We start from the raw sequence: 14,154 nt of genomic DNA on the forward strand, positions 1-14,154 counted from the left end.
CGAGGGGAAACACCATGGGATTCAATTGCGGCATCGTCGGCCTGCCTAACGTCGGCAAGTCCACCCTGTTCAACGCCCTGACCAAATCCGGGATCGCGGCCGAGAACTTCCCCTTCTGCACCATCGAGCCGAACAGCGGCATCGTGCCGATGCCGGATCCACGTCTGGACGCTCTGGCGGCCATCGTCAATCCGAAGCGCATCCTGCCGACCACCATGGAATTCGTCGACATCGCGGGCCTGGTTGCCGGCGCGTCGAAAGGTGAAGGTCTGGGCAACAAGTTCCTGGCCAACATCCGCGAAACCGACGCGATCGCTCACGTCGTGCGCTGCTTCGAAGACGAGAACGTGATCCACGTTTCCAACAGCGTCGACCCGAAGCGCGACATTGAAATCATCGACCTGGAACTGATCTTCGCCGACCTCGACAGCTGCGAGAAGCAACTGCAGAAAGTCGCGCGCAACGCCAAGGGCGGTGACAAGGATGCAGTGGCCCAGAAGGCCCTGCTGGAACAACTGATCCCGCACTTCAGCGAAGGCAAGCCTGCGCGCAGCCTGATGAAGAACATGAGCGCCGACGAAAAAGCGATCATCAAGGGCTTCCACCTGCTGACCACCAAGCCGGTCATGTACATCGCCAACGTCGCTGAAGACGGTTTCGAGAACAACCCGCATCTGGACGTGGTCAAGGCCATCGCCGAAGAAGAAGGCGCGATGGTTGTTCCGGTCTGCAACAAGATCGAAGCGGAAATTGCCGAGCTGGACGACGGCGAAGAGAAAGACATGTTCCTCGAGGCCCTGGGCCTGGAAGAGCCTGGCCTGAACCGCGTGATCCGTGCCGGCTACGAAATGCTGCACCTGCAGACCTACTTCACTGCCGGTGTCGAAGAAGTCCGCGCCTGGACCGTCCGCGTCGGTGCCACCGCACCGCAAGCCGCTGGTGTGATCCACACTGACTTCGAGAAAGGCTTCATCCGCGCCGAAGTGATCGCCTACAACGACTTCATCCAGTACAAGGGCGAAGCCGGTACCAAGGAAGCCGGTAAATGGCGTCTGGAAGGCAAGGATTACATCGTCAAGGACGGCGACGTGATGCACTTCCGCTTCAACGTGTAAAAGCAGCACCCAAGAAAAAGCCGCGTTTGATACGCGGCTTTTTTGTGCCTGAAATTCGGCCCGTCAGGCCTTCTTGGTTCTCGGCAGGAAGATCGCCAGCACCCCGAACAGCGGCAGGAACGAGCACAGGAAGTACACGTATTCGATGCCGTGAATGTCCGCCAGATGCCCGAGCAACGCCGCGCCAATCCCGCCGAAACCGAACATCAGACCGAAGAACACCCCGGCAATCATCCCGACATTGCCCGGCACCAGCTCCTGCGCGTACACCACAATCGCCGAGAACGCCGAAGCCAGGATGAAGCCGATCACCACGCTCAGGACGCTGGTCCAGAACAGGTCGACATGGGGCATGAGCAGCGTGAACGGTGCCACGCCGAGGATCGAGAACCAGATCACCGCCTTGCGCCCGATCTTGTCGCCAATCGGCCCGCCAAAGAACGTTCCCGCCGCCACCGCGCCGAGGAACAGGAACAGGTGCAGCTGCGAACTGGCCACCGACAGGTCGAACTTCTCGATCAGGTAAAAGGTGAAGTAACTGGTCAGGCTGGCCATGTAGAAATACTTGGAGAACACCAGCAGACCCAGCACCACCAGCGCACTGACCACCCTACCCTTCGAAAGTCCATGAGTGGCGGCCTGGCCGGCCTTGAGCTTGAACAGGTTCAGGTGATGGGCGTACCAGCGACTGATGCGATAGAGCACGAACAACGCAAACACCGCGAACAGCCCGAACCACGCCACGTTGCCCTGCCCGAAAGGAATGATGATCGCCGCCGCCAGCAACGGGCCGAATGCCGAACCGGCGTTACCACCGACCTGGAACGTCGATTGCGCCAGACCGAAGCGCCCGCCCGACGCCAGACGCGCGATGCGGGAAGCTTCAGGGTGGAAGGTCGAAGAGCCGATACCGATCAACGCCGCCGCCAGCAAGATAAGAGGGAAACTGCCAACCATCGACATCATCACAATGCCGATCAGCGTGCACACGGAACCTGCCGGCAACAGCCACGGTTTCGGATGCCGATCGGTGTGATAACCGACCCACGGCTGCAACAGCGACGCGGTCAACTGGAAGGTCAGGGTAATCAGGCCGACCTGGGTGAAGCTCAGGCCATAGTTGGCCTTGAGCATCGGATAGATCGACGGCAGCACCGACTGGATCAGGTCGTTGATCAAATGCGCCAGCGCCACCGCGCCGATGATGCGCATCACCAGTGGACTGCTCTGGGGAGGAGCGGACGCCGAGGCAGCGGCGGTCTGAACGTTGCTGATAGCCATGGGAATTTCCGGACTGCAGATGGGTGCACGCGGGCAGGTGCGTCAATGTGCCATTTTTCGGTGCGCCAGCGCCATCCCCTTAGCCAGCTAACGAACTATTCAGTCGTCGCGCCACAAGTGATAGCGCAACGCCATGGTCTGAATCTTGCCTTGCTTATCCGCTTGAACGCGGCGCCCTTACAAAGGGCATCGAGAATGGGAAGTTTCGCTACAGAGCCGGCCTACAGAGCGGGCAAGGGTGAACTTTCGAGGCCTTTTAGCAGGGCACCAGTCACGGTCGCAACGACCGCGATGCACGCCGATGGTGCGTGGTGTCCAGAGGAGTCATGGGGCATGCAGGCTTTTTTATCACCGGGGATCAGGTTGCTGGGGCGGTTTGGCTTCGCGCGTAAATTCCAGTTGTTGTTTCTGCTGTTTATCCTGCCGTTGGCCGGCAGCCTGTTGATGATCGGCCAGGACTATCGCGACAAACTCAACCTGATCGCCGGCGAACGTGCCGGTGTGCGGCAGTTGCTCGCCCTCGATGCACTCGACAACCTGCTCGCCGCCCAGCGCGATCGCGCCGCCCGCTGGCGCGCCACGGAAACCAACCGCCAGCCGACACCCGCGACTCTGGCCGCCGTGGCCGCCTTCGATGGCGTGCAGCCTGCTGTTGCCCAGGCGACGCTGGAGCTGGGCAGTGCCTTGCAAGCCGAAGGTGCGGAAGGTGAAACCCTGACCCGCTATCAGGCACTGCAAGCCGCGCTCAATGGTCTGGACTCGAAAAGCCTTTCCGGTGTCGGTTGGTGGCCGGATGGTTACGACCGCTTCACCAACGCCCTCAGCGCCCTGCAAGCCTTGCGTGAGCAGATCGCGATGGACAATCGCCTGATCCTCGCGCCGTGGCTGGAAACCTATCTGCTGACTCAGATTTCCACCCAGCACGCACCGGACCTGATCGAGCGGGTCGGCCGACTGGCAGCCGTCGGCCAGGCGTCCGTGGTTTCCGGTCAGTTCACCCTGCAAAGCCGTCTGCAACTGCGTGACCTGCGCAGCCGCATCGGCGATGCGCGCGAGCAGTTGGTGAAAACCGCGAGCCTGCTTGAAGCGCGTCTGCCGCCAGCCCTGCAAAACTGGGCCGGGCAATATCACGACAGCCTCAAACAGCTGGACGCCGGATTGAAAGTGCTGGATGACGGCGTGTTCGGCGGCAGCATCAACCTCAAGCCGGAAGAGTTCGAGCGCACCCTCGACGCCCTGCTCGGCGACCTCGCCACGCTGCGCCAGCAATCGCTGGTGTCGCTGGATCAGCGGCTGGATGACTACCACGGATCGGCGATTCGTCAGTTCATCATTGTCGCGGCGGTCTTCGGTTTCCTGTTGCTGGCGGCGCTGTATTTGTTCGTCTGCCTGCAAGCCTCGATCCGCCGCAGCGCCAGCGGCATCACGCTGCTGGCCGAAGCCCTGCGCGACGGCAATCTGAGCCTGCAAGTGCCGGTCGTGGGACGTGATGAACTGGCGTCGATCAGCACCGCGCTCAACGTGGCCGTAGTGCAACTGCGCACCAGCCTGCTGGGTGTCGATCACGAAACTTCGCAACTGAGCAACGCGGTGCGCAGCCTCAACGATCACTCCAGCGGCGCTCTCAGCGAAGTCGAAGCGCAACAATTGCAGATCAGTCAGATCGCTGCAGCGGCCACGCAACTGGCGGCGACGTCCCAAGGCGTGGCGCAGAGTTGCGAACAGGCTTCGGGCAGCGCCCAGCACACCCAGCGCATCGCTGCCGACAGCAGCCGTGACAGTCAACGCACCACGGCGAGTATCCAGCAGCTCAATCAGCGCCTGAACGAAACTGCCGCAGCGCTCGGCCGGGTCAGCGAGCAAGGGCAGCAGATTCAATTGGTAGTCGACACCATTCGCGGCGTCGCCGAGCAGACCAACCTTCTGGCGCTCAACGCCGCCATCGAGGCCGCTCGTGCGGGTGAACAGGGTCGTGGCTTTGCCGTGGTGGCCGACGAGGTGCGCAGCCTGTCGCAACGTACGCAATCATCCACGGCGCAGATCGCCGGTACGGTCGACAGTCTGCGCAATACGGTCAACGAAGCCGTGAGCCTGATGGAGGCTGCGTGCGGTCAGGCGCAATCAGACGCGGAAGCGGTCACCGGACTGGGCGAACGCCTGGGGGAAATCGCCAGCGCCGTGCAGAGCGTCACCGACACCCTCGCCCAGATCGCCACGGCGGTCGAGGAACAGGCAAGCACCGCCGATGAGGTCAGCGGCAATATCCAGCAGGTGGATCAGGCGGCGGTTCGCCTGCTCGAAGGCGCGCGGGCGGTGAACCTCGCGGCGGACACCTTGAGCCAGGGCAGCCATGCCTTGAGTGCCAACACCGGAAGATTTCAGCTGCGTTGAAAGCCCCTCCCGCGCCGATTTTCGGCGCGGGAGGATAAGCGGTTGAAAATAAGAAGAAATATTTTGAATTTACGCTTGACGCTTTTCCATTTCAGGGGAATAATGCGCGCCACTTGGCTACATAGCTCAGTTGGTTAGAGCATAGCATTCATAATGCTGGGGTCCGGGGTTCAAGTCCCTGTGTAGCCACCAAGTACTAAAAACGGCTTACCGAAAGGTAGGCCGTTTTTTTATGCCTCGAGAAAAGTGCCCTTCCTCAGTGAATCGACTGGCTCCGTAGGAACCGGGTGCGAAAAGCGTACGAAGAGGATTTTTCGTTCGTTCAGGCACGCGCATCCCGGCAAGTCGATTTGATCGCCATCGCGATTGACCGACAAGCTCCCCTGTCTTGATCCAAAGACAGACAGGGAGTTGTCATGGACCCGGACAAAGACCCTTTCGACGATATCTGGCGCCGAAAACTTCCGAACGGCGGCGCCTCGTGGGCTGCCTGGAATCCGCCCCCGGAGCCAGAGCCTGTCTACGTCCCGACAGACGAATGGCCATCCCCAAAGCCTCGCGACGATCTGGTTTTTGCCAAGTCCTGCACGCCGGGCAACTGGTGCCGGACGGATGCCGGCACTACACCTGAGCCCGCCTCCAGTTTCGGCAAGATCATGGTGGCCGGCGCCATACGCTTTCCCGCAGCCAGTAAGCTCGTAGCGAAAGCAATCGGCGCCGATCTGGCCTTGGGGCGCATGGCGGGCGGTGGAATTCTGCAGCAACGTCTCAACTGGGCAATCCGTGGTGCGGCAGGCCCGGCCAGTGTTTTCATCCTCGGGATGCTGCCGGCCAGAATGGGCGACGGCACGCTCTACACCGACGATCAGCTACGCACCTTGTCTCGCGCAACCACTCGCGTGCGGTTCCAGTTCCGACGCGATGCCGAAGGCGTCATGCAGGTTTACGGCATCCACACCGGAGCCTCGGGCGACGACTCGGTGCGTACCGTAAAAGTCGAGTGGAACAGCGACAAGAGCGCCATGGAGGCGAAGCTCAACGGCATCACGATTCTGTGGACGCCGCAACGCGGGCCGCTGGGAGCGATGCCGCCGCTGGTTTATCCGGAGCACGGCGAACCACTGAGCACGATCCTCGTCCACCCGATCGCCGCGAACACCGACAGCCAGATAGAAATCCTGCCCGGCGAAGACATCACCGCCGAGGATTGTATTCTGGTGTTTCCGGCTGAGACCGGGCTGAAGTCTTTGTATGTGGTGTTTTCGAAACCGGCGAGATTGATGCCGGGGACGGTGACGGGGATTGGTGAGGATGTTTCCGGTGTATGGCTGACAGGAGCTGGAACAGGGATTGGAGTGCCGATTCCGACGCGGATTGCGGACAGACTCAGAGGGAGGGAGTTTTCAAACTTCGACGCGTTCAGAAAAGCATTCTGGCAAGCCGTGCGGGATGATCCAGAACTTTTCGATCAGTTCAATTCGGATGCCCAAGATCGTTTAATGTCGGGCAACGCACCCGCGGTTCGAGACAGGGAGTCTGTAGGCACAAGAGGGGTATTTGAAATACATCACGTCGAGCGGATCACTGATGGCGGCGCTTTCTACGACATAGACAACCTCCGAATCAACACCCCTAAAAATCACATCTTTCAACACAAAAAACAGTGAACGCACATGGAAAAAATATCTGAATACACTGAAACCGAATTTATCCGTTTCATCGAAAAAATACGTGCCACCAATAAAAGTGGATCGGATACGGAGCTTGGCGAGCTGCTGGCACAATTCAGAAAGCTTACCGGCCACCCGGACGGCACCGACTTGATTTTTTATCCCGAACCAGGAGAGGACAACTCTGCCGTGGGCATTACGAAGACCGTAAAAGAATGGCGTGCTACCAACGGACTGCCAGGCTTCAAGCAGTGAACATCAGCCGGCCATAGTCCCACCACTGTAAATATCCAAGCAGTCAAAACGGCTTACCGAAAGGCAAGCCGTTTGTTTATGCCTCGCCCCCTAACGCCCTGAGCCCCTTCGCCCAAATCTGCCGCGTCCGCAAACCGACCATCGCCCGCCAGTCCGGATCCGCCGGATAAAACTGCTCCAGCAGATTCAACTTGATCGCCCGCCCCGTCGCATCCAGCGGATCGCCATGCAGATGCAGCCAGTGATCGTCGCGCAGGTAACGATGCACGTCCGGCCCCGGATAAGTCCCGCACTCGATCACGAACGGCATCAGTTGCACATTCGGCAGCGCATTGAGCAGTGCCTGCGAGGTGTAGCCGGTGGCGGTCGCGGCAACGCCGGTTTCACTCAAGGTTTCGGCGCCGGTGTGCAGCGTGTAGAGCCACGGGCCGTAAATCGACTGCGCCTTTGCCAGCGCTGGATACGGCGCCTGGGTAATCGTCAGCAACATCGGATGCCCGTACTCACCGGCGCCGGTGTGCAGGTCGAAACACATCACGGTTTCAGCACCGGCCAGATGACTCTCGATGATTGAATGCAGCGTGCGATTCGACCAGCTTGGTGCGAGTCCGCCAAAGAACAATCCGTCGGGATGACTGTGCTGACCGCCCTCGACAATCGACATCACCGCCGGCCAGCCGCGCTCGGCAATTTGCGCATCGAGCAAGGCATCAGCCTTTTGTCGCTCGGGGCCGTTCAAATCGGTGCAGGCGTAGATTTCATGGAGCGCCGCGTAAGCACGGTTGTTCGGAAGCGGTCGGTTGAAATCCAGGTGATTGCGGTTGAGGTCGATGTTGTCTTCATTGACTCGCCGCAGCCACGCCGTGCCCCACGGGTTGATCAGGTGAATCATCACCACCGCGACATCCTTCGGCAGCGACTGCGGCGTGAAATGCTTCAGCCAGTCGATCTGGCACTCCGAACCGTAATAACCCTCAACACCGTGGGTGCCGCTGAGCGCCACCAGGCGCCGTTTGGCCGCTGGATCACCCAGCACCGCGACATCGGTACTCAAAGACTCGCCAAACGGCCCATTGAGCGGATGCGCGTACGAAGAGAGCGTGGCACCCGTCACCTTCGCGGCGGCAAGAAAGCGCTCGCGCTGTTCGCGATAGCTGGGCTGGGTCGGAAACTCGTTGTGCATGGCGGCCTCTTGTTGATTGTTCTGGCTTCACGTTTGCCCCTGACCCTACAGAAAATCCGCCAAGGCATGAAGGACAAAGGTGCCTGCGGTTTGCGTCGTACACGGTCGGCCGATACAGTCCGTCAGACCTTTATCCCACGGACGGAGAGCCCCGCGTGTTTCCAGCCCTGCCCCTGAACCGCTTTCGCCTGCCCGCCCTGACACTGATCGTCAGTGCCATTGCACTCACGGCCTGCAACGCACCGCCCTCCTCGACCCTGCCGCTGGCGCCGGAAGCCGCCTCCGGTTACCGCACCGGCCTGCAAGCCAGCCACGCTGAAAAACACATGGCCGCGGCTGCCAATCCGCTGGCCGCCGAAGCAGGTCGCGAGATGTTGCGTCAGGGTGGTTCCGCCATCGATGCCGCCATCGCGATGCAAGCCGTGTTGACCCTGGTCGAACCGCAGTCCTCGGGGATCGGCGGTGGCGCGATGATCGTGCTGTGGGATGGTAAACAGGTGCACACCTACGACGGTCGCGAAACCGCACCGGCGGGTGCGACCGAGAAGCTGTTTCTACAGGCCGACGGCAAACCGATGCCGTTCCCGCAGGCGCAGATCGGTGGACGCTCCGTCGGCACGCCGGGTGTGATGCGTGCATTGGAGCTGGCGCACAAAAAGCACGGACGCTTGCCGTGGGCAACATTGTTCGAGCCGGCGATCAAACTGGCCGAGCAGGGTTTTGCGATCTCCCCGCGCCTGCATTCGCTGCTGGAGTCCGACCCGGTGATTCGCCGCTCGCCGGACATGGCCAGGTATTTTCTGAACAGCGATGGCAGCGTCAAAGCCGTCGGCACGCGACTGCAAAACCCGGCGCTGGCCGCCGTTCTCAAACGCATCGCCAACGAAGGTGCGGACGCACTGTACAAAGGCCCGATCGCCGAAGAGATCGTGGCCAAGGTTCAGGGCCACGCCAACCCCGGCAGCCTGTCGCTGACCGACCTTCAGCACTATCAGGCCAAGGAACGCGCGCCTCTGTGCACCGACTACAAGCGCTGGCAGGTGTGCGGAATGCCGCCGCCATCATCGGGCGGGATTGCGGTGGCGCAAATCCTCGGCACCTTGCAGGCGCTGGAAACCCGCGATCCGCGCCTGTCCCTGACGCCGCTCAAGCCTGTGAAGACCGATAAACCCGCCGGCATCGAACCAGCACCGCAAGCCGTGCACCTGATCGCCGAAGCCGAGCGCCTGGCCTACGCCGACCGCGCGCAATACGTAGCCGATACCGACTTCGTGCCTGTACCGGTCAAGGGCCTGGTCGATCCGGGTTACCTGGCCAGCCGCGCCAGCCTGATCGGCGAACGCAGCCTGGGCAGCGCCAAACCCGGCACACCGCCGGGCGTGCAGGTTGCCTACGCGCCGGATCGCTCGCCGCTGCGCATTTCCACCTCGCAAGTGGTGGCCGTCGATGACTTCGGTGGCGCGGTATCGATGACCACCACCATCGAAGCGGCATTCGGCTCGCACCTGATGGTTCAGGGCTTCTTGCTCAACAACCAGATGACCGACTTCTCGTTCATCCCCGAAGAGAACGGACAGAAAGTCGCCAACCGAGTGGAGCCGGGCAAACGCCCACGCTCATCGATGGCGCCGACCCTGATCTTCGACCGCAACAGTGGCGAGTTCGTCGCCACCGTTGGCTCTCCCGGCGGCTCGCAGATCATCGAGTACGTGGCCAAAACCACCGTCGGCCTGCTCGACTGGAACCTCGACCCACAAAGCGCCATCAGCCTGCCCAACTTCGGCAGCCGCAACGGCCCGACGGAACTGGAACAAGGCCAGTTCAGCCCGACGCTGATCCAGGCGCTCAAGGACAAGGGCCACACCGTCAATGAAATCGACATGACCAGCGGCACTCAGGCCATCGTGCGGGTCAAGGATGCTCAGGGGAAGTCAACGCTGTCAGGTGGGGCAGATCCTCGGCGCGAAGGAGTAGCGTTGGGGGATTGAATCAACGCTGCCAACTGAAAAAGGCTTACCGAGAGGTAAGCCTTTTTTGTATGTCCATAAATCCAATTCGGCTAATTCACGCTGCCTTTTCCTACACCGGAAAAATGCTGTCCGGGATAGAGTGCTGCAGAGTTCTCACAAACAGTACGACGCAATCGACGCTGATACCGTCGAAATGGAGTAACCCATGAACATACGTCCGATTCACACCGAAGAAGACTACCGTGCGGCACTCAAAGACGTGTCCGCTCTTTTCGAGAATGAGCCAGAGCCCGGCACGCCTGAAGGTGATTACTTCGACATCATGATCACCCTTATCGAGGCCTATGAGGCCAGACACTTCCCACTCGACCTGCCCAACCCGATTGACGCCATAAGGTTTCGGATGGAGCAGTCCGGGCTGTCAGCCGCCGATCTCGCTCCAGCAATTGGCCGGACAAACCGCGTTTATGAAGTTCTGAATGGCAAACGCGCGCTGACGCTTCCCATGATCTGGAAGCTTCACGAATTGTTCGGTATTCCGGCAGAAAGTCTGATCAAACCCATGAAATCGGTCTGATAAAAAACAGCTGTGCAGGCACCTCAACATGTATTACCTACCCTGAATTCTCCACCCTCCAACTGAAAAAGGCTTACCGAGAGGTAAGCCTTTTTTGTATTGCAACATCCGGCCATGACTTGTCATTCAGCGGCGCTCAAACCTCGAGCATCTTGCCATCCACCGAATCGCCAATCGTCAGGAAATGCCCGCCGGCCACATGGTGCAGAGTGCGCAAGCCGTCATGCCCCTCGAAGTGCCAGCGTCCATCGCTGAACACCCGCGAATCAGCCTGCGCCGCAATCACCTCGGCCAGAAACAGATCGTACTGTTCGTGATTGCGCGGCTCAGGCAGCAACCGGCATTCGAGCCAGGCCACGCAACCGTCCAGCATCGGAGCATCAACCTGCTCAGCAGCGAAGGTCGGCAGGCCATAAGCCTGGAACTTGTCCTGACCTTGATCGCGATTGATTTCAAGACCCGAAGTCGAGCCGACGGTCTGCACGATGTCAGCCTGTTTCACACAGGGAACGTTGAGAACAAAAGTGCCCGAGGCCTCGAGCAGTTGCCGGGTCCAGGTGGATTTGTCGAGGACCACCGCGACTTTCGGCGGTTCGAAATCCAGCGGCATGGCCCACGCCGCGGCCATGATGTTGCGCTGCCCGGCATGGGCGGCGCTGACCAGCACGGTCGGCCCGTGATTGAGCAGGCGGTAGGCTTTGTTCAGGGGAACCGGGCGACGGAAGGACTCGCTCATGGGATCTGCTCCGGGAAAAAGAGCCGATTGTAGCGGGATAAAAACCGCGAAGGGATTGCCATGGACAATCCCTTCGCCTCGCATCAGCTGGATAACTGATTGGCAAACTGGCCGACCGCGTTCACCACTTTCTGCGCGCCGTCCTGGATCTCGACGATCACCGTACCGGCCTCGGCCGCCAGCGCCAGCCCTTGTTCGGCCTGTTGCTTGCCGTCGGTCATCAGGGCCACGGCGTTGCGCGCCATGTCCTGGTTCTGGCGCACCACGCCGACGATTTCCTCGGTCGCCTGACTGGTGCGCGAGGCCAGTTGCCGCACTTCGTCGGCCACCACCGCAAAGCCTCGGCCCTGCTCACCGGCACGAGCGGCTTCAATGGCAGCGTTGAGCGCCAGCAGGTTGGTCTGCTCGGCGATGCCGCTGATGGTCTTGACGATGGTGCCGATCACCTGGGATTGCTCGTTCAGCGCCTCGATGCCTTCGCCGGCGGTCTGCATGTGCCTGGACAGATCACGCATCACATTGACCGCTTCAGTCACCACACGGGTGCCGCGCTGGGCCGTGCTGTCGGTCTGCAGGGACGTGCTGTAGGCGATATTGGCGGCGTCGGCGACGGCCTGTTCCTGATTGACCTGATCGGTGATCACCGTAGCGAACTTCACCACTTTGTAGAGTTTTTCGTTGGCGTCGAGCACCGGGTTGTAGGACGCCTCCAGCCAGACAACGCGACCATGGCTGTCGACCCGTTTGAAACGGCCGGCAACGAATTCGCCGTTGTTCAGGCGGCGCCAGAAGTTCTGGTACTCGGCGCTGTTGTACTCCTCCGGCTCGCAGAACTGGCGGTGATGTTTGCCCTTGATCTGCGCCAGGCTGTAACCCATGCCCTGGAGAAACCGGTCGTTGGCACTCAGCACGTTTCCGCTGAGGTCGAACTCGATCACGGCGGTCGAACGCACCAGTGCGCCGATCAGGTTTTCGTGTTCGCGGGAGGCCTCGATGGTGCGGGTCAGGTCGCTGGAGAAAATCGAAAAATGTTTGATCCGGCCATCCGATGAACGAATCGGCTGCACGATCGAACGCAACCACGCCTCTTCGCCATTACCGCGGGAAAGACGCACAGCGCCGGCGAAATGCTCGCCACGGGTCAAAGCGGCCTTGAAGCGGTGATGAAACTCATCGGACTTCACATGGGACGGCACGATGTCTTCGATGGCACGGCCGATCAGGTCGTGGCTCTTGTAGAGCATTTCATTGAGGAAGTTCTGGTTGACCGACTGAATCCGTCCGTCGGGCTCAAGGGTAAGCACCAGCATCTCGCTTTCCAGGCTCTCCTTCACTTGCAGAAGGCTGGAGAGTTCTTCACGAAGAGCCGCCAGCTCTTGCTTCAGGCGTTTGTTGAACATGGGGAAAGCACCGATGGACTGGATGGAGAGCGGACACACAGCCTAACCATCGGCCTTGGAGGGCTTTTCTGAAGAGCGTTTGAGGCGTGTCCTACAAAAATAGTTAAGCCTCAACAATTCAGGCGGCGCCGGCCACGGCACACTGCTCCGCGCGTAGCATTCGCGAGCCAAAATACGCCGCACTGGCGCCCCCCACCGCTCCCATCACCGCGCAGAACATCACACAGATCCACGGACTCCACGGCATCAGACCGATCAGCAGTAACGGTGTGACACTGGCCCAGGCGGCGTAGGCAATGTTGTAGGTGAAGGAGATCCCGGAAACACGGATCCGCGCCGGGAACAGGCTGACCATCACCGACGGCACCGCCCCGACCACGCCACAGCACAAGCCGGCGATGGCGTAAGCCAGACCGACCCAGTCACCGCCGCTGATCAGGCAGGTGTAAAGCAGGCCGATCCCCAGTGGCAGCAACAGACTGTAGAGCATGACCGTGCGCCAGGCACCGATCCGATCGACCAGTCGACCGGCAATCACACAACCGATATTCAGGAAGACGATGCCCAATGCGCTCAACGCGAAGGTGTGGCCGGCAGTCATGCCAAAGGTTTTCTGCATCATGGTCGGAGTGATGACCACGAACACCACCACCGCCGAAGTCAGCACGCAGGTCAGGAGCATCGCCGGCAACATGGCCAGACGATGATCGCGCAGCACGGTGCGCAGCGGCAGTTCGACCCGGGCCTCGCGCTGCGCTTCCATGGCCATGAACACCGGGGTTTCGCTCAGCCAGCGGCGCAACCAGACGCCGATCACACCGAACACGCCGCCGAGCAGGAACGGATAACGCCAGGCGTAATCCAGCACTTCGGCGGGGGTGAACACTTGCGCCAGGAAGGTCGCAGTCAGTGCGCCGATCAAATAACCGAAGGTCAAACCGGCCTGCAGAAAGCCCAACGCATAACCGCGATGGCCGGCCGGCGCGTGCTCGGCCACAAACACCCAGGCGCTCGGCACTTCACCGCCCACCGCCGCGCCTTGCAGGATGCGCAGCGCCAGCAGCAACAGCGGTGCGAAATAGCCGATCTGCGCGTAGGTCGGCATGATCCCGATCAGCAGGCACGGCAGCGCCATCATCAGGATGCTCAGGCTGAAAACCTTCTTGCGCCCCAGCCGGTCGGCGAAATGCGCCATCAGGATCCCGCCCAGCGGGCGCGCCAGATAGCCGGTCACGAAGATCCCGAAACTTTGCAGCAGACGCAGCCACTCGGGCATTTCCGGCGGGAAGAACAGCTGGCTGAGGGTCAGGGCGAAGAACACGAAAATGATGAAATCGTAGATCTCCAGCGCCCCGCCCAGGGCCGCAAGGCCGAGGGTCTTGTAGTCGGAACGGCTGAACGGCGCCGGTCGGGCAGTGGAATGGGCAGTCATGGCAAAGAACTCTGGCAGGCAAAAAACCAAGGCGCCCATGGTCTACGCAAACGGGCCGCCGGACAACCCGTTAGACCATAGTCTGATTCAGCAAAACACGGTCACAAAAATCCGCCGGTTGATTTACTGTTGGCACCTGTCCAG

General features: G+C 60.7%; 11 protein-coding genes, 1 tRNA gene and 1 pseudogene. 7 read left to right on the forward strand and 6 right to left on the reverse strand.

Annotated elements, in window-relative coordinates; genetic code table 11:
* The first annotated feature begins 14 nt into the window (after nucleotides 1-14).
* The gene (gene ychF, locus CAF80_RS27690; protein WP_007951727.1) at nucleotides 15-1,115 is read left to right on the forward strand and encodes a redox-regulated ATPase YchF; all 1,101 of its coding nucleotides are present in this window, start codon (nucleotides 15-17) and stop codon (nucleotides 1,113-1,115) included.
* Between the two features lie 63 nt (nucleotides 1,116-1,178).
* On the opposite strand, the gene CAF80_RS27695 is transcribed toward ychF, so the two are convergent.
* A complete protein-coding gene (locus CAF80_RS27695; protein ID WP_085668193.1) occupies nucleotides 1,179-2,396 on the reverse strand; it encodes an MFS transporter in 1,218 nt (405 codons plus the stop codon).
* Between the two features lie 333 nt (nucleotides 2,397-2,729).
* Here CAF80_RS27695 and CAF80_RS27700 point away from each other — a divergent pair, with 333 nt between their 5' ends.
* The 4 genes from CAF80_RS27700 to CAF80_RS27715 all read left to right on the forward strand — a co-directional run bounded on the left by CAF80_RS27700 (nucleotide 2,730) and on the right by CAF80_RS27715 (nucleotide 6,712).
* On the forward strand, nucleotides 2,730-4,787 hold the full coding sequence (locus CAF80_RS27700) for a methyl-accepting chemotaxis protein (RefSeq protein ID WP_085668195.1): 2,058 nt from the start codon (nucleotides 2,730-2,732) through the stop codon (nucleotides 4,785-4,787).
* Nucleotides 4,788-4,902: 115 nt separating this feature from the next.
* Nucleotides 4,903-4,979: transfer RNA gene (locus tag CAF80_RS27705), tRNA-Met, on the forward strand.
* A 224-nt stretch (nucleotides 4,980-5,203) separates the two neighbouring features.
* Nucleotides 5,204-6,454: an S-type pyocin domain-containing protein gene (locus CAF80_RS27710; protein WP_085668197.1), complete on the forward strand. Its 1,251-nt coding sequence runs from the start codon at nucleotides 5,204-5,206 to the stop codon at nucleotides 6,452-6,454.
* A 6-nt stretch (nucleotides 6,455-6,460) separates the two neighbouring features.
* Nucleotides 6,461-6,712: a bacteriocin immunity protein gene (locus CAF80_RS27715; protein ID WP_064599398.1), complete on the forward strand. Its 252-nt coding sequence runs from the start codon at nucleotides 6,461-6,463 to the stop codon at nucleotides 6,710-6,712.
* A gap of 76 nt (nucleotides 6,713-6,788) precedes the next feature.
* Here CAF80_RS27715 and CAF80_RS27720 read toward each other — a convergent pair whose 3' ends face one another.
* Nucleotides 6,789-7,895: a M14 family metallopeptidase gene (locus CAF80_RS27720; RefSeq protein WP_085668199.1), complete on the reverse strand. Its 1,107-nt coding sequence runs from the start codon at nucleotides 7,893-7,895 to the stop codon at nucleotides 6,789-6,791.
* Between the two features lie 155 nt (nucleotides 7,896-8,050).
* Between CAF80_RS27720 and ggt the strand changes: the two genes are divergently transcribed.
* Nucleotides 8,051-9,883 (forward strand): gamma-glutamyltransferase, encoded by a 1,833-nt coding sequence (ggt, locus tag CAF80_RS27725; RefSeq protein ID WP_085668201.1) that lies wholly within the window; start codon nucleotides 8,051-8,053, stop codon nucleotides 9,881-9,883.
* 187 nt (nucleotides 9,884-10,070) lie between these two features.
* Nucleotides 10,071-10,442 carry a type II toxin-antitoxin system HigA family antitoxin gene (locus tag CAF80_RS27730; protein WP_074692315.1) on the forward strand — a complete coding sequence of 124 codons (372 nt, stop codon included), beginning with the start codon at nucleotides 10,071-10,073 and terminating at the stop codon, nucleotides 10,440-10,442.
* Nucleotides 10,443-10,578: 136 nt separating this feature from the next.
* Here CAF80_RS27730 and CAF80_RS27735 read toward each other — a convergent pair whose 3' ends face one another.
* From CAF80_RS27735 to CAF80_RS27745, 4 genes and pseudogenes are all read right to left on the reverse strand, one after another.
* Nucleotides 10,579-11,178 (reverse strand): flavin reductase family protein, encoded by a 600-nt coding sequence (locus CAF80_RS27735; protein ID WP_085668203.1) that lies wholly within the window; start codon nucleotides 11,176-11,178, stop codon nucleotides 10,579-10,581.
* 83 nt (nucleotides 11,179-11,261) lie between these two features.
* Nucleotides 11,262-11,693 carry a methyl-accepting chemotaxis protein gene (locus CAF80_RS29355; protein WP_371857749.1) on the reverse strand — a complete coding sequence of 144 codons (432 nt, stop codon included), beginning with the start codon at nucleotides 11,691-11,693 and terminating at the stop codon, nucleotides 11,262-11,264.
* 156 nt (nucleotides 11,694-11,849) lie between these two features.
* Nucleotides 11,850-12,578, reverse strand: a pseudogene (locus tag CAF80_RS29360) (PAS domain-containing protein); the annotation flags it as partial.
* Between the two features lie 118 nt (nucleotides 12,579-12,696).
* Nucleotides 12,697-14,010 carry an MFS transporter gene (locus CAF80_RS27745; protein ID WP_085668207.1) on the reverse strand — a complete coding sequence of 438 codons (1,314 nt, stop codon included), beginning with the start codon at nucleotides 14,008-14,010 and terminating at the stop codon, nucleotides 12,697-12,699.
* Nucleotides 14,011-14,154: the final 144 nt, after the last annotated feature.

It is taken from the genome of Pseudomonas sp. B34(2017) (assembly GCF_002112915.1).
Classification (GTDB): Bacteria; Pseudomonadota; Gammaproteobacteria; order Pseudomonadales; family Pseudomonadaceae; genus Aquipseudomonas; species Aquipseudomonas pharyngis.